Origin of the sequence: Streptomyces sp. MA5143a, assembly GCF_900290235.1 — a bacterium.
Taxonomy (GTDB): domain Bacteria; phylum Actinomycetota; class Actinomycetes; order Streptomycetales; family Streptomycetaceae; genus Streptomyces.
In genome coordinates, this window is record NZ_OLMK01000038.1 from 73,897 (window position 1) to 94,941 (window position 21,045).

A 21,045-nucleotide genomic window follows, 5' to 3' on the forward strand; every position below is an offset into this window, starting at 1 on the left:
AGGGCAGCCACCGCGTCCTCAAGGAGTTGGGACCTGTGTCGGAAAACAAAGATCCCCACGTAGGCCACGTAGCTCAGAGCGTTGAGGGCGTGAAGTTCGTCTATGACTTCACCGAGGGCAACAAGGGCCTCAAGGACCTCCTCGGTGGCAAGGGCGCGAACCTCGCCGAGATGACCAACCTCGGTCTTCCGGTGCCTCCCGGCTTCACCATCACCACCGAGGCCTGCAAGGTCTACCTGGACAGCGGTGACGAGCCTGCGGCACTGCGTGACGAGGTGAGCGCCCATCTGGAGGCGCTCGAGAAGCGCATGGGCAAGAAGCTCGGCCAGGCAGACGACCCGCTCCTCGTCTCGGTCCGTTCCGGCGCCAAGTTCTCCATGCCCGGCATGATGGACACCGTCCTGAACATCGGCCTCTCCGACAAGTCCGTGAAGGGCCTCGCCGACCAGGCAGGCGACGAGCGCTTCGCGTGGGACTCCTACCGCCGGCTCATCCAGATGTTCGGCAGGACCGTCCTCGGCGTCGACGGCGAACTCTTCGAGGACGCCCTCGACAAGGCCAAGGAGACCAAGAACGTCACGGTCGACACCGAGCTGGAGGCCGCCGACCTCAAGAAGCTGGTCACCACCTTCAAGAAGATCGTCAAGAAGGAGGCCGGCCGGGACTTCCCGCAGGACGCCCGCGAGCAGATGGACCTGGCCATCAAGGCCGTCTTCGACTCCTGGAACGGCGACCGCGCGAAGCTCTACCGCCGCCAGGAGCGCATCCCGCACGACCTCGGCACCGCCGTCAACGTCTGCTCCATGGTCTTCGGCAACCTCGGCCCCGACTCCGGCACCGGCGTCGCCTTCACCCGCGACCCCGCCTCCGGCCACCAGGGCGTCTACGGCGACTACCTGCAGAACGCCCAGGGCGAGGACGTCGTCGCGGGCATCCGCAACACCGTCCCCCTGGCCGAGCTGGAGTCGATCGACAAGAAGTCGTACGACCAGCTGATGCAGATCATGGAGACGCTGGAGAACCACTACAAGGACCTCTGCGACATCGAGTTCACCATCGAGCGCGGCCAGTTGTGGATGCTCCAGACCCGTGTCGGCAAGCGCACGGCGGGCGCCGCCTTCCGGATCGCCACCCAGCTCGTCGACCAGGGCCTCATCGACGAGGCCGAGGCGCTCCAGCGCGTCAACGGGGCGCAGCTCGCGCAGCTGATGTTCCCCCGCTTCGACGAGGAGGCGAAGGTCCAGCAGGTCGGCCGGGGCATCGCCGCCTCGCCGGGCGCGGCCGTCGGCAAGGCCGTCTTCGACTCGTACACCGCCGTGAAGTGGTCCCGGTCCGGCGAGAAGGTCATCCTCGTCCGCCGGGAGACCAACCCCGACGACCTCGACGGCATGATCGCCGCCGAGGGCATCCTGACCTCGCGCGGCGGCAAGACCTCCCACGCGGCCGTCGTCGCCCGCGGCATGGGCAAGACCTGTGTCTGCGGCGCCGAGGAGCTGGAGGTCGACACCAAGCGCCGCCGGATGACCGTGCCCGGCGGGCACGTGGTGGAGGAGGGCGACCTCATCTCCATCGACGGCTCGTCCGGCAAGGTCTACCTGGGCGAGGTCCCGGTCGTCCCGTCCCCGGTCGTGGAGTACTTCGAGGGCCGGATGCACGCCGGCGCCAACGACGCCGACGAACTGGTCGAGGCCGTCCACCGGATCATGGCCTTCGCCGACCGCAAGCGCCGGCTGTGGGTCCGCGCCAACGCGGACAACGCCGAGGACGCGCTGCGCGCCCGCCGCTTCGGCGCCCAGGGCATCGGACTGTGCCGCACCGAGCACATGTTCCTCGGCGACCGGCGTGAGCTCGTCGAGCGGCTGATCCTGGCCGACACGGAGACGGAGCGCGAGGAGTCCCTGAAGGCGCTGCTCCCGCTGCAGAAGCAGGACTTCGTCGAGCTGTTCTCGGCGATGGACGGACTGCCGGTGACGATCCGTCTCCTCGACCCGCCGCTGCACGAGTTCCTGCCCGACATCACCGAGCTGTCGGTCCGGGTCGCCCTGGCGGAGTCCCGCCAGGAGCCCCACGAGAACGAGCTCCGGCTCCTCCAGGCCGTCCACCGGCTGCACGAGCAGAACCCGATGCTGGGTCTGCGCGGCGTCCGCCTCGGCCTGGTCATCCCCGGCCTGTTCACCATGCAGGTGCGGGCCATCGCGGAGGCGGCGGCCGAGCGGAAGAACGCCAAGGGCGACCCGCGCGCCGAGATCATGATTCCGCTCGTCGGCACGGTGCAGGAGCTGGAGATCGTCCGCGAGGAGGCCGACCAGGTCGTCGCGGAGGTCGAGGCGGCGACCGGTACGCAGCTGAAGCTGGCGATCGGCACGATGATCGAGCTGCCGCGGGCCGCGCTGACCGCCGGTCAGATCGCGGAGGCGGCGGAGTTCTTCTCCTTCGGCACGAACGACCTCACCCAGACGGTGTGGGGCTTCAGCCGGGACGACGTGGAGGCGAGCTTCTTCACGGCCTACCTGGAGAAGGGCATCTTCGGCGTCAGCCCGTTCGAGACCATCGACAAGGACGGTGTGGGCTCCCTGGTCAAGCTGGCCGCCGAGGCCGGCCGAGCCACCCGCCCCGACCTCAAGCTCGGCGTCTGCGGCGAGCACGGCGGCGACCCCGAGTCGGTCCACTTCTTCCACGAGGTCGGTCTCGACTACGTCTCCTGCTCCCCGTTCCGCATCCCGGTGGCCCGCCTGGAGGCCGGCCGCGCGGCGACCCAGTCGGAGGGCAGCGACCACCGCTAGCGGTCATCGCGAGGCGCCCGCCTCGCACCCCGGACCCCGGAACCGCCGCTTGTCCCCGACCGACCCTCACCGATGGGCGGCGGTTCCGGATCACGAAAAGAGGGCGGCACCCCGTGCGGGGGGTGCCGCCCTCCGCGTACGAGGGAAACTCCGTGGCCCGCGGAGCCGGGCTGTCGGTAGCGTCGGGGGCTCCGCCGACCGCGCTCCGGCAGTCGGCCCGCCCCCGAAGGTGAGTTCCGTGAGTACGCCGCGCCCCACGCCGTCCGAGACGACCACGCTGTGGCGACCCACCGGCCCCGAGGAGCTCGCGCTGGTGCGGGAGTCGGGGTGGAGGGCCTGGCCGCCGCGCCTGCCCGAGCAGCCGATCTTCTACCCCGTCCTCAACGAGGACTACGCCGTGAGGATCGCGCGGGACTGGAACGTGAAGCACAGCGGGGCCGGCTTCGTGACCCGGTTCGAGGTCGAGACCGGGTTCCTGCGCCGCTACCCGGTGCGCCAGGCCGGCGGCGAGACGATCCTGGAGCTGTGGGTGCCCGCCGAGGAGCTCGACGAGTTCAACGCGCACCTCGTCGGCCTGATCGAGGTCACTCACGAGTTCCGCTGAGCCGGCCGCCCCGTGATCGGGACGGCCGGGGGAGCGGCGCCGGCGAGGCGGCCCCGACCCGCCCGTCGCCGATCTCCCGCAGCACCCCCACGAGCGCGTCGTTCAGCGCGTCACTGATCTCCTGTGCCTCGGGTGTCTCGACGTGCAGCGTGTTGACGTACAGGCCGTCCGCCGTCCGGTGGAACCAGTGGCTGACGCCGTTGCCGCGGGCCGCCCACACATGCAGCTTCGGGTTCCACAGGGGGTGCCGCTCCCCGCCGGGAGTCCTGCGGAAGTCGATGTACGAGAAGAAGTTCACGGCGAACGGCCAGTGGTGCAGGGAGAACGACTCCGGTGCGAGCAGCTCCCAGGCGCGCACGAAGGGGACGCCCACGTGCCGCTGCATCTCGGCGTACGCGGCCCGCGCCCCCGCCAAGGTGGCGGCGTGGTCCCCGACGCGCTCCTCGCACCCCTCGCCCACCTCGAACTCGATGGGCACCGTGTTCACGAACCAGCCCACGGAGTGCTCCCACACCGCCTCGCCGCGCTCGCTGACCGGCAGCAGACCCCGGTACACCGCCGGGCCGCCCAGTCGGCGCTGCGCCGTCGCGGCCGCCGCCAGCACACCGGTGAAGACACTGCCGCCCGCAGCCCGGGCACCCGCCGCGAGGGCGTCCGTCCCGGCCGCGTCCAGCAGCCGGTGGCTCCGGTTCACCAGCGGGTACAGGCGGTCGTCCGGCACACCGATGTCGAAGGGGAACCGGGGGAAGAACCCGCCGTTGGAGGCGATGAAGCCCTTCCAGTACGCCAGCCGGTCGTCGTCGGGCCGCAGGGTCGACCAGCGGCGGCGTTGCGCGTCCCCGAAGGTCAGATAGCTGGCCACGGGCGGCAGATCGGGACGACGGCCATCCGTGAGCGCCGTGTACGCCGTCTGCATCTCGTTCACGACCACGGGCATCGACATGCCGTCGCACACGATGTGGTCGAAACAGAGATAGACCGTCGTGTGGGACTCCCGGACCACCGCGCCCATCAGGAACAGCGGCCAGGACAGTGTGTCGAGGCTCTTGAACTCCTTGTCCAGATGGGTGTGAAGTTCCTCCGCGGTGTGGAAATGGCCGACCTCCTCGGCCTCCAGGGAGATGGAATCGGGGGAGAGGGCCGTGCAGTTCAGATCACCGGCCAGCCGCTGGAATTCACAGCGCAGCACTTCATGCCGGCGCACGAGGAGAAGGAAGGCGGATTCCAGTGCGGCGATGTCGAGCGGGCCGTCGATCTCGAAGGTGACGGTGATGGAACTGGCGATGCCGTCATTCGTGCTCCGCGTCGCCTGGGACGACGAATGGTGCTTGTCCTGGTTGAAGGAGGCGGACGTGAGAGCGACGGCCTGATTCTCCTCGCCGGAAAGGGGGGAGTGCTGGGTGCGCAGGGACCAGGACAGCACGGTTCCGGGCGCGATACGGGCTTCGGTGAAAGGAATCTGCAGCACTCCGGGGCTCTCTGTTCGTGTGCGTCGGGGAGAGGATCACATCAAGTGGCTCAGGAGGGAGTTCACCGCCGTGTCGACGCCGTCCTCGGAGCGGATCACGGGGGCCATCTCCGTCGCCCGGTGCCGCAGTCGGCGGTCCTCCACCGCCCGGCCGATCGCCTCCGCGAGCCGTGCCGCCGTGAGGTGCCGGGCCGCGAGGGGCGCGGGTGCCACGCCCAGGGCCCGCATCCGCGCGGACCAGTGGGACTGGTCGCCCATGTGGGGGCAGAGGACCTGGGGGCGGCCCGCGGCGAGCGCGGCTCCGACGGTGCCGGGGCCGCCGTGGTGGACGACCGCCGCCGTCCGAGGGAAGAGCCAGTCGTGCGGCGCCTCCCTGATCGTCAGGACGTCCCGAGCCGGCGGGCCGGGCTCGATGCCGCCCCACCCCGTCGCGACGACGGCACGCACCCCCGCGAGACGCACCGCCTCCGTGACCAGGGCGTTGTTCCGGCGCGCCCGGGTGCCGGTCATGCTGCCGAAGCCGATGTAGACGGGCGGCTCCCCCTCGTCCAGGAACCGGGCCAGTTCCGTGGGCGGCGTCCAGTCGGGGCGCCGGGGCAGGAACCAGAAGCCGGTGGTGCGGACGGCGTCGCCCCAGGCCGGGTCGACGGGGGTCACATGCCGGCTGAACGACTGCAGGACGGGCCGCCGTTTGCCCTCGGGGTCGCGCAGCCACCTCCGGGCGCCGTGGCGGCGGGCCGCGAGCCCCAGTTCCGTGGTCCGCCAGCGCTCCACCTCACGGGAGCGCTGGGCCGCCGTCACCACGGCGTAGGTGCTGCGGTTCAGGAAACGGGGCACCCTCGGCAACGGCAGCAGCGGGCAGGGGAATTCATCGGTGGGAATCCAGCCGGGCTGTAGGGCGACGACGACGGCCGGCACGTCCAGCATGTCCGCCACGTGCTGGGCGGGAGACGCCGCGGAATGCACCACCGCCGCCACATCCCCGTGATCGTGGGCGATGGCGGCGACATCCCGCAGCGAGGGAATCATCAATTGCTTGAGGCGGGTGACCGTGCGGGCCGCCGCGATCTTCCCGCGTACTCCCGCCAGCCCGCCGTCGATGGTCCGTTGGGTTTCCGGCTCGTCGAGAATCCTGGTCGGGCCGTCGTCGATCGCCGCGAAATCCACCCCGTACGCGGCGGATTCGGACGCGTAGGACGGCGGCGCGGCCAATAACGGTGTGTGGCCGTGGCGACGGAGCGCCACGGCCAGTGCGAGGAACGGTTGTACGTCCCCGCGAGTACCGCATGCCGCGAGGAGAACCTTGCGCGGGCGGATGCCGATTCCGGGGCTCACCGGCCCCGATTCTTTGGGCAAGACCACGCGCAGAACCTAGCAGAAGGAAAATCGAACGAGTTTGGCGTGGAAAAAGGGTTCGACATTCCCTCGGGTTTCCTCAGGTTTCCTCAGGTTCCCTCGGAAATTGCTCAGGTGCGGAACGGTCCCGTCACCTCGTACGTGATGCCGCCCGACGAACTGCCGCTGGTGCCGCGCTGGCTGGAGAAGGTCCGCCCCCCGACGAGGCGCGCGCCGGTTCACGCGGGCAGCGGTGGCGCCTCGCGCTTGCGCGGACCGGGGCGTGTACCGAGGCCGTGGCCGCCGGGCGGGGCCGGCGGCTGCGCCGAGGGCAGGCGGACGACGGCGTCCAGGCCGCCCGTGGCCGCCTCGTGGAGCGTGACCTCGCCGCCGCTGGCGTGCGCGAGCCGCTGGACGAGGGAGAGACCGAGCCCCGTGCCGCCCTTGGGGGCGCCGGGGGCGCGCCAGAAGCGGTCGAAGGCGCGGGCCCGCTGTTCGGCCGTCATTCCGGGCCCCTCGTCGGTGACATGGAGGTCGACCCAGGCGGGCCGGGCGTCGCGCAGGCTCCGCCGGGCGGGGGCGAGGAGCCGTAGCTCCATGGTGACCGTGCTGCCGGACGGCGAGGCCCGCAGCGCGTTGGAGAGCAGGTTGTCGAGGAGCTGCTCCACGGCCCCGGGCAGTGCCGTCACCGGGCCCACGCTGCCCGCGAAGAGGACCAGCGAGACGCCTTCCCGTTCGAACAACGGGCCCCAGGTGCGGTGCCGTTCCGCGCAGATCGCGCCCACGTCGACCTGGACCGGGATGGCCGCCGCCTCCTCCAGGCGGGCCATCGCGAGCAGTCCCTCGACCATCCGGGCCAGCCGGTCGGTCTCGGTGACGGCGGCGTCGAGGCTCGGCCGGGCCGGCCGGGCGATGTCCGGCTCCAGGTTTTCGAGACGCAGGCGCAGCGCCGCCAGCGGCGTCTTCAGCTGGTGCGACGCCTCCCCGGCGAAGGCCCGCTGGGAGGCCAGCAGGTGTTCCAGCCGGGCGGCCGTCGTGTTGAAGGCAGCCGCCAGGCGGAGCACCTCCGGCGGGCCCGAGGTGACCTTCACGGAGGTGGCCGCCCCGCCCTCGGCGAGACGATGCGTGGCCTCCTCCAACTGCCGGATGGGCCGCCCCGCCCACCGCGCGAACGCGAACGCCGCCACGGCGACACCGGCGAGCACCGCCAGCCCGGCCAGCACGAGCAGCAGCCACACCGCGAACACGCGCGCGTGCACCATGGTCGTGGGCAGGGTGACGCGCACGGCACCCTGGGTCGCGCCGACGGAGGCCGGGACCTCGTCGGCGGCCGTCCGCACGGCGGAGCGGGGGGTCGTACGGGCACCCGCGTGCGTGACCGTGGAGGCGGCTGGGACCGGGGCGGCGGCCGAGGCCGGGGCGGTGCCGGCGGTTGTGGCCGTGGGTGTGTGGCCCACGGGGGCCGCCACGGACAGGTAGTGGACCCCGCCGGTCGTCGTCGTGCGGACGTCGGTGGTGGCGCGGCCCCTGAGCGCGGCGGAGATCTCAGGGAGGGAGGCCAGGTCCCGCCGCTCCTGCGGGGACAGGTCGTGGGAGGTGGCCAGCAGGTTCCCCCGCGCGTCGACGATGACCACCTTGCCGCCGATGCGTTCGGCGCAGTGCGCGGCCCGTTCGGCGAGTTCGTCCGGACGCCGGGCGGCGAGGGACAGCGCGGCGAACGCGGCCACCGACTCGGCCTCGTCATTGGCGGAGTTCACGATCCGCTCGCGTTCGGCCCGCGAGTAGACGAAGCCCAGCGGGATCTCCAGGCCCAGCAGGACGAGGGCGGCGAGGCTGAGGTAGCTCAGCAGCAGCCGACGGGTCATGAGGCCGCCGCCTCGGGCGTGTGGTGCCGGCCCGGGCCGGGCCCCGGGCCACGGCCCTGCCCCGGCCCGGGTCCGCGCACGGCGAGCCGGAAGCCGACACCCCGCAGGGTCTGGATCCACGCCGGGTCGCCCAGCTTGCGGCGCAGGGTGGCGACATGGACGTCCAGGGTCTTGGTGGGGCCCTGGTAGTGGTCGTCCCAGACGCGGTTGAGGATCTCCTGCCGGGAGTAGACCGCCCCCGGGTCCTCGGTGAGCAGCGCCAGCAGCTCGAACTCCTTCGGCGTCAGCGCGACCGGCACGTCCCCCACCCACACCTGCCGGGTCCGCCGGTCCACGACCAGCGGCCCGGGCGACGGCGCGGAACGGTCGCCCGCGCCGCCGGTGCCGCCCACACCGGAGACGCCACGGGGTTCGGCCGGGGCCTGTTCGTAGGAGGGGGGTGCGTAGACAGGGGGCTCGTAGACGGGCGGCTCGTAGGAAGGGGGTTCGTGGACGGGAGGGCTGTAGGCGGGGGGTTCGTGGACGGGAGGGCTGTAGGCGGGGGGTTCGTGGACGGGAGGGCTGTAGGCAGGGGGTTCGTGGACGGTGTGGTCGCGGAGAGGGGGTTCGTGCACAGGGTGTTCGTTCACACGGGTGCCGTGCGCGGGCGTCTCGTACGCCGTCGCCCAGTCGTACTGGGGCGAGGCGCCGATGTCGCGCCGCGCGCCGGTCGCGTCCCGTGGCCCCGCCTCCGGCCCGGGCCGTCGGTGTCGTCGGGACACCGCCCGGATCCGGGCCACCAGCTCGCGGATGCTGAATGGTTTCGCCAGGTAGTCGTCGGCGCCCAGCTCCAGGCCCAGGACGCGGTCGGCCTCCTCGCCCCGCGCGCTGAGGATGATGATGGGGACGTCGGAGGACCGGCGGATGCCACGGCAGACGTCGATACCGTCCATGTCGGGCAGACCGAGATCCAGCAGGACGACATCGCCGTGCGGACCTCTCAAGCCGTCCGCGCCGGTGGCCACGTGGTGGACCGTCAGGCCGAAGTGGCGCAGCCCGTCGGTGAGCGGTTCGGCGATCGTCTCGTCGTCCTCGATGAGCAGCACTCGTACGCCCATGGCGTCCTGTCTCTCCAAAGGGTCCGTACAACACGGTTCCCGTGCTGTGGGGTCGACCACGCTACAAGAGACCGAACAGTGATGCGCAGTGAATCCGGAGCATTGTGAAATGACCCTCAGAAACCGCTTGTATTCAGCCGGTCGACCTGCGGAGAAGCGCGCCCTGGCTGAAATCTGTGGAAACCCTGGCGGCGTTTTAGTGTTCGCTTAACCTTCCTCTGGTCATCGCCCCCCTACGGTCGTCCTACCTGGTCGGAAGCAGCTAGGAGGGCAAGATGAAGGCGTTGCTGGATCGCGCCCGGTCGTTCAGGCGCCGGGTCGACTTCGAGAGCGACGAATACCGGAAACTCGCCGTCGGGCAATTTCCCGAGGCGTTGTTCATTACCTGCTCGGACTCGCGGGTGATTCCCGCGCTGATCACCGGGGCGCGCCCCGGAGAGATATTCGAGCTACGGAATGCGGGCAACATCGTGCCGCCGCACGACGCGTACGGAGCGGCCTCCGGCGAGGCCGCCACCATCGAGTACGCACTGGAGGTGCTCGGCGTTCAGGACATCGTCGTCTGCGGGCACTCGCACTGCGGGGCGATGGGCGCGCTGAAGTACCGCGCCGACCTGTCCGGGCTGCCCCGGGTGGACGCGTGGCTCGACTACGCCCGCCCCGCGCTCGCCCCCGTCCTGCGCGACGGAGGCCCGGCGGACGGTGAGGACGGGCCCGTCACGGGGGTCGCCGCCGTGTCCGACGACCCCGCCCTGCGGGAGGTCGTCCAGCTGAACATCCGCAACCAGCTCGCCGTGCTCCGCGAGTACCCCGTCGCCCGGCAGCAACTGGACGCCGGACGGCTGCGGTTGCACGGCTGGTACTACGAGATCGACACCGGCACGATCCATGAACTCGACGAGGACGGCGGCTTCGAGGTGCACGGCTCATGAGCGGCGCACACGGCCGGCACGCGGCGGGCGCCCACCGGAGGCCCGCCGCGACCGACTGGCACGGCGGCCCCGGGGGAGCGGAGTGGGGGCCGCCCTCGGCTCCGGCCCGGGAGACCCCCGCCTCGGCTGCGGTCCCGGATGCTCCCGCCGGGCCCTCCGCCTCGACGAAGCGTGCCGGGCGGGGCCGGGGCGGCGGCCGGGGCGGTGGGCGGGGCGACCTCGGTACCGAGATCACCGCCTCCCTCGTCGTGTTCCTCGTCGCGCTGCCGCTCTGCATCGGCGTGGCCGTCGCCTCCGGGGTCCCCGCCGAACTGGGCATCATCTCCGGGGTGATCGGCGGTCTCGTGGTCGGCGCGGCGCGCGGCAGCACCCTCCAGGTCAGCGGGCCGGCGGCCGGGCTCGCCGCACTGGTCGCCGAGACGGTGATGGAGTTCGGCGTCGCCATGCTCGGTGTCATCGTCCTCTTCTCCGGCATCCTCCAGATCGTGCTGGGCCTGGTCAGACTGGGCCGGATGTTCCAGGCGATCTCCCTAGCCGTCGTCCAGGGCATGCTCGCCGGCATCGGACTGCCGCTGATGTTCAGCCAGCTGTACCCGATGACCGACGCCAAGGCGCCGGGCACCCCCATCGAGAACATGGCCGGAGTCCCCGCGCTGATCGCCGACACCGTGACCGATCCGCAGGCGCTCGTCGCCGCCGGGCTCGGCATCGTCACCGTCGTACTGAGCTTCCAGTGGAAGCGGCTGCCCGGTCCGGCCGCCGTCAAGAAGATCCCGGCCGCGCTCGTGGCGGTCGGCATCGGGATCGCCGTCGCCTCCCTGCCCGGCGTCGAGGTGCGGACGCTCCAGGTGGGCAACCTGCTGGCCTCCGTGGACGTACCCGGACCGGGACAGCTCGCCGGGCTCGCCGACGCGGGGATCATCACGGCGATCCTCACGTTCACGGTGATCGCCTCGGCGGAGAGCCTGTTCACCGCCGCCGCGGTGGACCGGATGCACGACGGGCCGCGCACCCGCTACAACACCGAGCTGATCGCGCAGGGCGCGGGCAACACGGTCGCCGGTCTCCTCGGCGCGCTGCCCATCACCGCCGTCGTCGCCCGGAGTTCGGCGAATGTGCAGGCCGGGGCCAAGACACGGCTCTCCCGTACGCTCCACGGGCTCTGGCTGCTCGCCTTCGCGCTGCTGCTGCCGCAGGTGCTCGCCCTCATCCCGATCTCCGTGCTCGCGGGCGTGCTGGTGCACAGCGGGTGGAAACTGTTCGCGCCGGAGGAGTTCCCCAAGATGTGGCGGCAGGACCGCGGGGAGTTCGCCGTCATGACGCTGACGACGCTCGTGATCACGGCGACGGCGCTGCTCGAAGGGGTGCTGTTCGGGCTCGCGGCGGGTGTCGTGCTGGCCGCGCTGCGGATGTCGCAGACCGTGGTGCGGCAGCACATCGAGGACGACACGGCGAAGGTCGTCATGGCGGGCAACGCGACGTTTCTGCGGTTGCCGCGGTTGATCGACGCGTTGGAGAACGCGGCGGCCTCCGGGAAGCCGCGGATCCGGCTCGATCTGCTGGGGGTCACGCATCTCGACCATGCGTGCCGTAGCCAGGTGGAGGAGTTCGTGGCGCAGCAGCGGGGAGGGGGGGTGCGGGTCGAACTGCTGATGCCGGAGCTGACGGGGTCGGTCCCCGAGGGGCGGGGGGCGGAGCGGGGGGCGGTGCCGCCGCGGCCGGAGGCTCCGCCTGTGCCTGTGCCGGCGGCGGCGGTGCAGGTGCCGGCCGGGTCGGCCGGGCCCGGGCCCGATGCCGAGTGGTTCTATCTCGACACGCGGCCGATGCCGGAGGGGGTGGAGGAGGCTCGGGCCGGTTGGTAGGGCGCCTTCCAGCTCGGGGGCGGGGGTGCGTCGGCGAGTGCGGCGTCCGTCGTGGTCGCTCGCGCAGTTCCCCGCGCCCCTGAGAAGCCGGGGCTGCGCCCCGCTTCCCCCGCGGCCCGCGGCCCGCGGGCACCGGCGGTTCCCGCGCCCCTGGGAGGCCGGGCTGCGCCCCGCTTCCCCCACGGCTCGGAAGCCGGTCCGGGGCGTGTCTCACCCGCAGACAAGCGTGCCGCCTGCTCCTACGCTGGCGGTGTCGGGAACGCTTCGCTTTCGGGAGGGTGGCGGTATGGCCGGGTGGAACGTGGGCGACATTCCGGTGCAGCGCGGTCGTGTCGCCGTCGTGACCGGTGCCAACAGTGGCATCGGGTACGTCGCCGCCCGTGAACTCGCCCGGCGCGGGGCCCGGGTCGTGCTCGCCTGCCGCAGTGAGGCGCGGGGTCTCGCCGCCCTGGAGCGGATGAGGGGCGAGGTGCCCGGCGGCCATGTCGAGCTGTTGCGGCTGGACCTCGGGGACCTCGCCTCCGTGCGGGAGTTCGCCGCCGCGTACGAGGAGACGTACGAGCGGCTCGACCTGCTGATCAACAACGCGGGTGTGATGGCCGTGGCCGAGGGCCGTACCGCCGACGGGTTCGAGACGCAGTTCGGCACCAACCACCTCGGGCACTTCGCGCTCACCGGCCTGCTGGCGCCCCTGCTGCTCGCCACCGCCGGCGCGCGGGTCGTGACCCTCTCCAGCGGGATGCACCTGCGCGCCAACATCGACCTCGACGACCTGGACACCGCGCGCACGTACGGGCGCTGGCTGGCGTACGGCCGTTCCAAGACGGCCAATCTGCTGTTCACGCACGAGCTGGCCCGGCGGCTCGCGGCGGCCGGTTCCGACGTCGTCGCCGCGGCCGCCCACCCCGGCTACGCGGCGACGAACCTCCAGACCGCCGGGGCCAAGGCGGAGGGCCGCAAGGGCACCGAGCGGTTCATGCGGGTCGGCAACCGGTTCTTCGCCCAGTCCGCCGACGCGGGCGCCCTGCCCACGCTGTACGCGGCCACCGCGCCCGGCGTCGCCCCCGACTCCTTCATCGGCCCCCGGTTCCTGATGTGGGGCGGCGCGACCGCCGGGTCGCCGCGCGCCCCCTGGACCCTCGACGACCGGGCCGGTGAACTCCTCTGGGAACGCTCGGAGCGGCTGACCGGGGTGACGTTCGACCAGCTGAAGTCCTGAGCCGGGGCCGCGGCGCCCCGTACCCGCCGGGGTGAACGCGGCGGCGCCGGAACGGTGCGTGTCCGTTCCGGCGCCGGAGCCCCTCAGTGACGGGCGGGTTTACGACGCCCGCACCTCGTACGTCCTGATGCGCACCGCCTCGTCGTCGAGGCACTGCCCGGTTCCCAGGTCGAAGCGCTGCTTCAGCAGGGGGGAGGCGACGAACGGCCGGCCCTGGTGCGAGCCGGTGAGGCCGCGGGAGAGGACCGCCGCGCCGCCGAACGGGTCGCGGTTGTCGATCGCGTACAGGGTGCCCGCGCGGTCGCGGAACAGGGCCACCTGCTCGCCGTCGGGCAGCAGGGCCGCCACACCGCGGCCCGGCAGCAGGGCCCTCAGGTCGCAGACCGTGAGCCAGCCGTCGGTGAGCCGCAGTTGGACCTTCAGGTCGGTGGTCTCGGGTGCCAGGGTCATCGCTGGGCGGTTCCTTCCAGGACGTCTTCGGCGGGGCGCAGGCCGATGGACAGGAGCGGCAGGTCGGGCTTGATCTGGTCGCGCTCGGGCACGAAGCCCACGACCGGGTCGGGGGTGTCCGGCGCGTTCACGAAGGACACGAACCGGGCGAGCTTCTCGGGGTCGTTGATGGTGTCGGCCCACTCGTCGCGGTAGTGGGAGACGTGCGCGGCCATCAGCGACTCCAGCTCCTCGCAGATACCGAGGGAGTCCTCCACCACCACGTCCCGTACGTGGTCCAGTCCGCCGGGGATCCGCTCCAGCCAGGTCGACGTGCGCTCCAGGCGGTCCGCCGTGCGGATGTAGAACATCAGGAAACGGTCGATCAGGCGGATCAGCTCGGCGTCGGAGAGGTCCTGCGCCAGCAGGTCCGCGTGGCGCGGGGTGGCGCCGCCGTTGCCGCCGACGTACAGGTTCCAGCCGTTGGTGGTGGCGATGACGCCGAAGTCCTTCGACTGGGCCTCGGCGCACTCGCGGGCGCACCCGGAGACCGCCGACTTGAGCTTGTGCGGGGAGCGCAGACCCCGGTAGCGCAGCTCCAGGTCGATCGCCATGCGGACGGAGTCCTGGACGCCGTAGCGGCACCAGGTCTGCCCGACGCAGGACTTCACCGTACGCAGGGACTTGCCGTACGCGTGGCCCGACTCGAAGCCGGCGTCCACCAACCGGGTCCAGATCAGCGGGAGTTGCTCGACACGGGCGCCGAACATGTCGATCCGCTGACCACCGGTGATCTTGGTGTAGAGGCCGAAGTCGCGGGCGATCTCCCCGATGACGATCAGGCCCTCGGGGGTGATCTCACCGCCGGGGATGCGGGGGACGACCGAGTACGAACCGTTCTTCTGGAGGTTGGCGAGGAAGTGGTCGTTGGTGTCCTGGAGGGCCGCCTGCTCGCTGTCCAGGACGTAGACGTCGGCGCCGATCGTCGGGGCGAGGGAGGCGATGATCGAGCCGACGGCCGGCTTGCAGATCTCGCAGCCGTCGCCGCCCCGGGCCTCCTCGCGGCCGTAGCGGTCCAGCAGGTCCTGGTACGTGTTGATGCGCAGCGCCAGGACGATCTCGTACAGCTCCTCGCGGGTCTGCGAGAAGCAGGCGCACAGGCCCTTGTCGACGACGACGCCGCCGGCCTCCAGCTCGGCGTTGACCAGCTGGCCGAGGACCTTCACACAGGAGCCGCAGGTCGTACCGGCCTTGGTGCACTTCTTCACCTCGGGCACGGTGGTGCACTTGTGCTCGGTGACGGCCTCGCGGATCGTGCCCTTGCGGACGTTGTTGCACGAGCAGATGATCGCGTCGTCCGGCAGCGCGGTCGGGCCGAGCTGGGCGGACTCCCCGGCACCGGCGGGCAGCACCAGCGACTCGGGGGAGACCGGCGGCACCGACCCGGTGAACGCCTTCAGCGTGCCGTACGCCTCCGCGTCGCCGACCAGGATGCCGCCGAGGAGCGTGCCGTCCCGGCCGATGACCAGCTTCTTGTACAGGCCCGAGCGGGAGTCGGAGTAGACGACGTCCAGGCAGTCCTCGGCGGTGCCGTGCGCGTCACCGAAGGACGCCACGTCCACGCCGAGCAGCTTCAGCTTGGTGGACAGGTCGGCACCCGTGAACGACAACTGCTCGGCCTCGTCGGCGGCGATGGTCGCGGCGGCCGTCTCGGCCTGCTCGTAACCGGGGGCCACCAGCCCGTACACCCGGCCGTCGGCGGCCAGCGCGCACTCGCCGATCGCGAAGACGTTCGGGTCGGAGACCGTACGGCACTGCTCGTCGACGGTGATGCCGCCGCGCTCGCCGACCGTCAGACCGCAGTCGCGGGCGAGCTGGTCGCGGGGGCGGACACCGGCGGAGAACACCACCATGTCGGTGGCGAGTTCGGAGCCGTCGGACAGCTTCATCCCGGTGACCGCGCCGTCCTCGCCGACGACGATCTCCTGCGTGCCCACCCCGGTGTGCACGGACAGGCCCATCTCCTCGATGGTCCGCAGCAGCGCCGCGCCGCCGCCCTCGTCGACCTGCACCGGCATCAGCCGCGGCGCGAACTCCACGATGTGCGACTCGATCCCGAGGCCCTTGAGAGCACCCGCGGCCTCCAGGCCGAGCAGACCGCCGCCGACCACGGCACCCACCCGCGCCCGGCTCCCCGCGTACTCCTCGATCGCGAGGAGGTCCTCGATGGTGCGGTAGACGAAGCAGCCCTCGGCGTCCTTGTTCGGAACGGGCGGCACGAACGGGTACGAGCCGGTGGCGAGGACGAGGACGTCGTACTCGAAGACCTGCCCGGACCGCGCGGTGACCTTGCGGGCCTCGCGGTCCACGGTCTCGGCGGGGTCGCCGACGTACAGCTCGATGCCGTGGCTCTCGATGAACGCCATGTCCGTCATCGACAGGTCCTCGGGCGTCTTGCCCGAGAAGTACGAGGTCAATGCCACACGGTCATAGGCGGGGCGCGGCTCCTCGCAGAGCACGACCACGCGGTGCGTGGCGGTCAGGCCGCGCTCGGCGAGCGCTTCGAGGAAGCGCTGGCCGACCATGCCATGGCCGACGAGCACGATCGTGGGGTTCGCCCCAGTGGCGGTCATCAGGAGCCTCCATCGTTGGTGAGCAGGTGGAGCAGAGGGCCGTTGTCGGGGAGCGGCTCTGCTCCCTCCCAGGCGCGGGCGAGCGCGCCGACGGTGCCGAGTTCGCCGACGAGCACCCCGCCGACCAGGCGGTCGTCGCGGACGACGACCTTGCGGTAGGTGCCGCGGGTGGCGTCCGCGAGCTGGATGACGTCGTCACCGGGCCGGGGGTCGGGCTCGCCGAACGCGGCGAGATCGAGGAAGTCCTGACCGGCGAGCGTCAGCCGGGTCAGGGCGCGGGTGCCGGTGTAGCGGGAGCCCGCGTCCCCCGCCAGCAGCTCGGCGAGCACGTCGGCCTGTTCGAGCGCCGGGGTGGCGAGCCCGTAGACCGTGCCCCCGAACTGGGCGCAGTCGCCGATCGCGTGGATGTGCGGGTCGGAGGTGCGCAGCTCCTCGTCGACGATGACGCCCTTGTGCACCGCGAGTCCCGCGTCCTGGGCGAGACCCACACGGGGGTGGACTCCGCAGGCGATGACCACGAGGTCCGCGTCGAGCGCGTATCCGTCGGCCAGCGACACCGACCGCACGGTCCCGCCGACGCTGCGCACGGCACGCACCCGGGTCTCGGTGTGCACCTCGACACCCAGTTCGGCGAGATGCCGGCGGACCAGCTTCGACGCCGACGGGTCGAGCTGGCGCTCCATCAGCCGCTCGCCCTGCTGGGCGAGGACGACCTGGGCGCCGCGCTGGGCGAGGGCCCGCGACGCGGACACACCGAGCAGCCCGCCGCCGATGACGACGGCCCGTACGCCCGGCCGCACCGCCTTCGAGAGGCCCAGGCAGTCGTCCATGGTCCGGAAGGCGTGCACACCCTCGGGGAACTCGTGCCGCTCGGGGTCCCACAGGCCGCGCAGCGGCGGCAGCACGGGGTTCGAACCGGTCGCGAGGACGAGGGTGTCGTAGGCGATCTCCGTACCGTCCGCGAGATGCACGGCTCGCGTCTCGCGGTCGATGCTGACGACCCGGCCGCGGGTCAGCCGAGGGGGCGTGGGCAGCGCGATGACCTCGGGCGCGTACCGCCCGGCCAGGACATCGGCGAGCAGCACCCGGTTGTACGGTGTGTGCTCCTCCTCGCCCACCAGGGTGGCGGGCACACCGAGCTCTCCCAGCCGCCGGGCGAGACGTACGCCCGCGAGGCCGGAGCCGATCACCACCACACGCTCATTCGAGGTCATGTCCTTGAGCGTGCGGTGCCGGTGTTACCCGACCGCATCACCCCTGTTTCCCGCGAGGAACGCTGCCCTCCTCACGGCCCGCACGGGAGTGTGAGGGGTTTCCGGAGGGCCGGGGTGGGGTGTGAGAACAACGCCCGGACCACCCCTGACCAGGAGAGACGGCCGCGACACGGGCGTATACGGGAGGACGGCGCCCGATCGCCCCCGTCGACGAGCGGGACCACGGGGAACCTCAGAAAACCCTCAGGTCGATGGACGGCACACCTATGTCGCCCCGTAGGGTCCGATCATGCCCGACATATCGCTGACCATGGTCGTCGTCCTGTGCCTCGCGGCCCTCGCGGCCGGCTGGATCGACGCCGTGGTGGGCGGCGGCGGGCTGCTGCTCCTGCCCGCCCTGCTCCTCGGCCTGCCGAACGGAGCCTCCGCCGCCCAGTACGCCCTCGGCACCAACAAGGCGGTCGCGATCGTCGGCACCACCGGCGCGGCCGTCACCTACGCCCGCCGCACCCCGGTCGACGTGCGGATCGCCGTCCGCATCGGCCTCGCCGCGCTCGCCGGCTCGACGGCCGGCGCGTTCGTCGCCGCCGGGATGAGCACGGAGATCCTGAAACCGGTCGTCATGGTCGTCCTCCTGGGCGTCGGCGCGTTCGTGATCCTGCGCCCCTCCTTCGGCACGGCACCCGCCACCGGCCCGGTCCCGCCCCGCCGTGTCCTCGTCGCGGTCGGCCTCGCGGGCGTCGGCATCGGCTTCTACGACGGTCTCATCGGCCCCGGCACCGGCACGTTCCTCGTCCTCACCCTCACCGCGGTCCTCCACCTCGACCTCGTCACCGCCTCTGCCAACGCGAAGATCGTCAACTGCTGCACCAACGCCGGCGCCCTCGCCACGTTCGCCTGGAAGGGCACGGTGTACTGGCAGCTGGCCGCGCTGATGGCCGTGTTCAACCTCGTCGGGGGCACGGTCGGCGCGCACACGGCACTGAAGAAGGGCAGCGGCTTCGTCCGCGTCGTGCTGCTGACGGTGGTGTTCACGCTGGTGGCGAAGATGGCGTACGAACAGTGGGTGGCATGAGGAGGAGGGCGAGCCGGGGGTCAGGCTGAGGGCGAGAGCTCCCCTCGGCGGAGACGGCTGCCGGTGAGGTGGGCGAAGACGACGACGTTCCCCTCGTAGCCGGTCGAGCGGGAGTACGGGCCGCCGCAGGTGATGACCCGCAACTCCGGTCGCGCGGCGGCCCCGTACACCTTCTCGTCGGGGAAGTCCCGCGCGGCGTACGCCTCGACCGCGTCCACCGTGAACACGGCGGTGCCCCCGTCCCGCCGGTCCACCTCGATCGTGGCGCCCCGCCGCACCGCGCCGAGGCGGTAGAAGACGGCGGGCCCGTCCGCGTTGTCGACGTGCCCGGCGACGATCGCGGTGCCCCGCTCGCCCGGACCGGTGCCGGCCGCGTACCAGCCGGCGAGGTTGTCCTTCTCGGCGGGCGGCACGTCGAGGCCGCCGTCGGGGGTGAGGCCGAGCCCGGTCAGGGGGGCGTCCACCCGGATCGAGGGAATCCGGATCCGCTCCGGCGGCGAGGGAGCCAGCGCGGCCACGACCGGCTCCCCGGGCCCCGGACGGCTCTGCCCCCGACCGAGCCCCTGCGCCGCCGAGGGCTGCGGGGGCGCGTGGGAGGCGGTACCGCTGCGCACCAGCCAGGCGCCGCAGCAGAGGGCGACCACGGTGACACAGGTCAGGACGACGTCGACGAACCGGCGCACGGGCTCTCCTCCAGGCATCGCACGGGGCCTCCTCCAGGCCGGGCGGTCCGTCTTGTTCCTCCCCTCCGGGCCGAAGGGGCGTAGGGCCCGGAGGGGAGGGGGACTGCGGTACCGGCGGACGGGCTGCGGAGGGGTCCGTCAGATCCTGTCGCCTCTCGCCCGGCGATGCAGGAGCCAGGTACCGCCCGCGGCGGCGACGGCGAGAGCCGCCACGCCGGCCGCGGTCTGCGCGGGGTCGGTGCCGAGTGCGCCGCCGACCCCCGTCTTCACACTCCCCCGCGGAGGCGCCGGCGGCGGGCTGTGACCGCCGGTCAACGAGACCACGAGGTCCCCGGCGGCCCGCCGCCCGCCCTTCGCGCAGGTCGCGACGATCTCGTACGTCCCCGGCTGGGCGCTCGGCGGCACCTCGAACCGCCCGCTGGGCCAGGGCCGCCCGGCGCCGGGCGCGAGCGGGAAGGAGCCGGCCCCGACCGCGCTGGCGTCGCCCGCACCCGTACCGACCGCACCGCAGGCCGCCGTGCGGGCGGTCACCTCGTCACCGGGGATGACGTCGGCGGGGGCCAACTCCAGCCGCCCACGGTCCTCCCCGCCGTACGCCGGGGCGGGGGGCAGGAGGAGAGCCGCGGTGAGGGCCGGGGTGAGGACGGCGAGCGTGGTGCCGGTCAGTGGGCGGGCGATACGTCGCATCGAGCCGGCTCCTCCCGTGAGTCCACCTTGCTCTTTCGAGGTAAGGGGCACATGGAGCGCGGCGCTCGCTGAGGGCTCGTCAGAAAGGGGGCGGTGGGTGCTGGGGGAGGGCGGACATGGATGGGGCTGGGAGGTGTTTGGGCAGGTCATTGGTGCGGCGGGCCGAGGGGGTGGGGCGGAGGGGGCGGGAGACGTACGAATGGGTGACGCCGGGGGCACTGGGCTGAACCGTAGCTTCGGATGGGCGGTTGAGGAGTCTGGATGCCGCGAGCTTGACCTCAAGTTGAGTTGAGGTAGGAGGGTGGTCGCCATGACGACCTCGACAAGTGAGCAAGCCGCTCCCCACACCGCCGAGACCCCTTCCTCCGCCTCCTCGTCCTCCGCCCCGGTTCGGGTGACGGTGGTCGTCGGGAGCAACCGCACGGGCCGGTTCGGGCCGGTGGTGGCCCAATGGCTCGTGGACCGGGTGCAGGAACACGACGACTTCGAGGTGGAGGTCGTGGATGTCGCCGAGATCGACCTTCCGACGACCTTCGCGCCGACTCCCGAGGTGACGGCGCAGCTGGCGGAGGTCACGCCGAAGCTGGCGGCCGCCGAGGCGTTCGTGGTGCTGACGCCCGAGTACAACCACTCCTACCCGGCGGCCTTGAAGAACCTCATCGACTGGCACTTCCACGAGTGGCGGGCCAAGCCGGTCGCCCTCGTCTCGTACGGCGGGGTCTCCGGCGGCCTCCGCGCGACGGAGCACCTGCGCCAGGTCTTCGCCGAGCTGCACGCCACGACGGTCCGCGACACCGTCTCCTTCCACAACGCGCACGGCTCCTTCGACGACACCGGCCGCCTGAAGGACCCGACCGGCCCCGACGCCGCGGCGAAGGTGATGCTGGACCAGCTGGCGTGGTGGGGAAGGGCCCTGAGGGAGGCGAAGGAGAGGCGCCCGTACGGGTGAGGAACGGCTGGGGGCGAGACCGGGGGCCGGGTGCGGTTGGGGTGCGGGGGTGGCTTGGGGCGGGGGTCGGGTGTGGTTGGGGTGTGGGGGTGGCTTGGGGCGGGGGTCGGGTGTGGTTGGGGGTGTGGGGGTGGCTTGGGGCGGGGGTCGGGTGTGGTTGGGGTGCGGGTGCGGCTTGAGGCCGGGTCCGGTGTGGTTGGGATGCGGGGG

The 21,045-nt window shown here is 72.1% G+C and carries 16 protein-coding genes; 7 read left to right on the plus strand and 9 right to left on the minus strand.

What is annotated here, in order from left to right; translation table 11 throughout:
• Positions 1-35 precede the first annotated feature (35 nt).
• Positions 36-2,783 carry a pyruvate, phosphate dikinase gene (ppdK, locus tag SMA5143A_RS19315; protein ID WP_107464150.1) on the plus strand — a complete coding sequence of 916 codons (2,748 nt, stop codon included), beginning with the start codon at positions 36-38 and terminating at the stop codon, positions 2,781-2,783.
• Between the two features lie 238 nt (positions 2,784-3,021).
• Complete coding sequence (locus SMA5143A_RS19320; protein WP_107464151.1) at positions 3,022-3,387, plus strand: hypothetical protein; 366 nt, start codon at positions 3,022-3,024, stop codon at positions 3,385-3,387.
• Here the strand turns inward: SMA5143A_RS19320 and SMA5143A_RS19325 are convergent.
• The 4 genes from SMA5143A_RS19325 to SMA5143A_RS19340 form a co-directional block, all read right to left on the minus strand.
• Positions 3,368-4,855, minus strand: a complete 1,488-nt coding sequence (locus SMA5143A_RS19325) for a condensation domain-containing protein (protein WP_107464152.1) — start codon at positions 4,853-4,855, stop codon at positions 3,368-3,370. The genes SMA5143A_RS19320 and SMA5143A_RS19325 overlap by 20 nt on opposite strands.
• 36 nt (positions 4,856-4,891) lie before the next feature.
• Positions 4,892-6,190, minus strand: coding sequence for a glycosyltransferase (locus SMA5143A_RS19330; protein ID WP_258193612.1), 1,299 nt, complete (start codon positions 6,188-6,190; stop codon positions 4,892-4,894).
• 239 nt (positions 6,191-6,429) lie between these two features.
• A complete protein-coding gene (locus SMA5143A_RS19335) occupies positions 6,430-8,055 on the minus strand; it encodes a sensor histidine kinase (RefSeq protein WP_107464153.1) in 1,626 nt (541 codons plus the stop codon).
• Entirely contained in the window at positions 8,052-9,152 is a 1,101-nt protein-coding gene (locus SMA5143A_RS19340) for a response regulator transcription factor (protein WP_107464154.1), read from the minus strand. Before SMA5143A_RS19340 ends, SMA5143A_RS19335 begins: the two co-directional genes overlap by 4 nt.
• Positions 9,153-9,427: 275 nt before the next feature.
• Here SMA5143A_RS19340 and SMA5143A_RS19345 point away from each other — a divergent pair, with 275 nt between their 5' ends.
• From SMA5143A_RS19345 to SMA5143A_RS19355, 3 genes are all read left to right on the plus strand, one after another.
• A complete protein-coding gene (locus tag SMA5143A_RS19345) occupies positions 9,428-10,084 on the plus strand; it encodes a carbonic anhydrase (protein WP_107464155.1) in 657 nt (218 codons plus the stop codon).
• Positions 10,081-11,946: a SulP family inorganic anion transporter gene (locus tag SMA5143A_RS19350; RefSeq protein ID WP_107464156.1), complete on the plus strand. Its 1,866-nt coding sequence runs from the start codon at positions 10,081-10,083 to the stop codon at positions 11,944-11,946. Before SMA5143A_RS19345 ends, SMA5143A_RS19350 begins: the two co-directional genes overlap by 4 nt.
• Before the next feature lie 286 nt (positions 11,947-12,232).
• Positions 12,233-13,165: an oxidoreductase gene (locus SMA5143A_RS19355; RefSeq protein ID WP_107464157.1), complete on the plus strand. Its 933-nt coding sequence runs from the start codon at positions 12,233-12,235 to the stop codon at positions 13,163-13,165.
• Positions 13,166-13,264: 99 nt separating this feature from the next.
• Here the strand turns inward: SMA5143A_RS19355 and nirD are convergent, their stop codons facing one another.
• From nirD to SMA5143A_RS19370, 3 genes are read right to left on the minus strand one after another with little or no spacing between them, the layout of a single operon-like run.
• Positions 13,265-13,615: a nitrite reductase small subunit NirD gene (gene nirD / locus SMA5143A_RS19360; protein ID WP_107464158.1), complete on the minus strand. Its 351-nt coding sequence runs from the start codon at positions 13,613-13,615 to the stop codon at positions 13,265-13,267.
• Positions 13,612-16,227 (minus strand): nitrite reductase large subunit NirB, encoded by a 2,616-nt coding sequence (gene nirB, locus SMA5143A_RS19365; RefSeq protein ID WP_107464159.1) that lies wholly within the window; start codon positions 16,225-16,227, stop codon positions 13,612-13,614. Before nirB ends, nirD begins: the two co-directional genes overlap by 4 nt.
• Positions 16,227-17,441: an NAD(P)/FAD-dependent oxidoreductase gene (locus tag SMA5143A_RS19370; protein WP_107464160.1), complete on the minus strand. Its 1,215-nt coding sequence runs from the start codon at positions 17,439-17,441 to the stop codon at positions 16,227-16,229. Before SMA5143A_RS19370 ends, nirB begins: the two co-directional genes overlap by 1 nt.
• Before the next feature lie 289 nt (positions 17,442-17,730).
• On the opposite strand from SMA5143A_RS19370, the gene SMA5143A_RS19375 reads away from it, so the two are divergent.
• Positions 17,731-18,516, plus strand: coding sequence for a sulfite exporter TauE/SafE family protein (locus SMA5143A_RS19375; protein WP_107464161.1), 786 nt, complete (start codon positions 17,731-17,733; stop codon positions 18,514-18,516).
• A gap of 20 nt (positions 18,517-18,536) precedes the next feature.
• On the opposite strand, the gene SMA5143A_RS19380 is transcribed toward SMA5143A_RS19375, so the two are convergent.
• Together SMA5143A_RS19380 and SMA5143A_RS19385 are read right to left on the minus strand one after the other, a co-directional pair.
• Positions 18,537-19,217, minus strand: a complete 681-nt coding sequence (locus SMA5143A_RS19380; protein WP_107464162.1) for a class F sortase — start codon at positions 19,215-19,217, stop codon at positions 18,537-18,539.
• Positions 19,218-19,337: 120 nt separating this feature from the next.
• Positions 19,338-19,886, minus strand: coding sequence for a hypothetical protein (locus SMA5143A_RS19385; RefSeq protein WP_107464163.1), 549 nt, complete (start codon positions 19,884-19,886; stop codon positions 19,338-19,340).
• Positions 19,887-20,196: 310 nt separating this feature from the next.
• Here SMA5143A_RS19385 and SMA5143A_RS19390 point away from each other — a divergent pair, with 310 nt between their 5' ends.
• Entirely contained in the window at positions 20,197-20,835 is a 639-nt protein-coding gene (locus tag SMA5143A_RS19390; protein WP_107464164.1) for an NADPH-dependent FMN reductase, read from the plus strand.
• The last annotated feature ends 210 nt before the right edge of the window (positions 20,836-21,045 follow it).

What these genes read in the sequence shown, in the direction of transcription:
- SMA5143A_RS19345 (WP_107464155.1), top strand. Translation starts at nt 9,428, where the DNA reads ATGAAGGCGTTGCTGGATCGCGCCCGGTCGTTCAGGCGCCGGGTCGAC.
- SMA5143A_RS19370 (WP_107464160.1), bottom strand. Translation starts at nt 17,441, where the DNA reads ATGACCTCGAATGAGCGTGTGGTGGTGATCGGCTCCGGCCTCGCGGGC.
- SMA5143A_RS19380 (WP_107464162.1), bottom strand. Translation starts at nt 19,217, where the DNA reads ATGCCTGGAGGAGAGCCCGTGCGCCGGTTCGTCGACGTCGTCCTGACC.
- SMA5143A_RS19335 (WP_107464153.1), bottom strand. Translation starts at nt 8,055, where the DNA reads ATGACCCGTCGGCTGCTGCTGAGCTACCTCAGCCTCGCCGCCCTCGTC.
- SMA5143A_RS19375 (WP_107464161.1), top strand. Translation starts at nt 17,731, where the DNA reads ATGCCCGACATATCGCTGACCATGGTCGTCGTCCTGTGCCTCGCGGCC.
- SMA5143A_RS19355 (WP_107464157.1), top strand. Translation starts at nt 12,233, where the DNA reads ATGGCCGGGTGGAACGTGGGCGACATTCCGGTGCAGCGCGGTCGTGTC.
- SMA5143A_RS19350 (WP_107464156.1), top strand. Translation starts at nt 10,081, where the DNA reads ATGAGCGGCGCACACGGCCGGCACGCGGCGGGCGCCCACCGGAGGCCC.
- SMA5143A_RS19390 (WP_107464164.1), top strand. Translation starts at nt 20,197, where the DNA reads ATGACGACCTCGACAAGTGAGCAAGCCGCTCCCCACACCGCCGAGACC.
- nirD (WP_107464158.1), bottom strand. Translation starts at nt 13,615, where the DNA reads ATGACCCTGGCACCCGAGACCACCGACCTGAAGGTCCAACTGCGGCTC.
- SMA5143A_RS19385 (WP_107464163.1), bottom strand. Translation starts at nt 19,886, where the DNA reads ATGCGACGTATCGCCCGCCCACTGACCGGCACCACGCTCGCCGTCCTC.
- nirB (WP_107464159.1), bottom strand. Translation starts at nt 16,227, where the DNA reads ATGACCGCCACTGGGGCGAACCCCACGATCGTGCTCGTCGGCCATGGC.
- SMA5143A_RS19340 (WP_107464154.1), bottom strand. Translation starts at nt 9,152, where the DNA reads ATGGGCGTACGAGTGCTGCTCATCGAGGACGACGAGACGATCGCCGAA.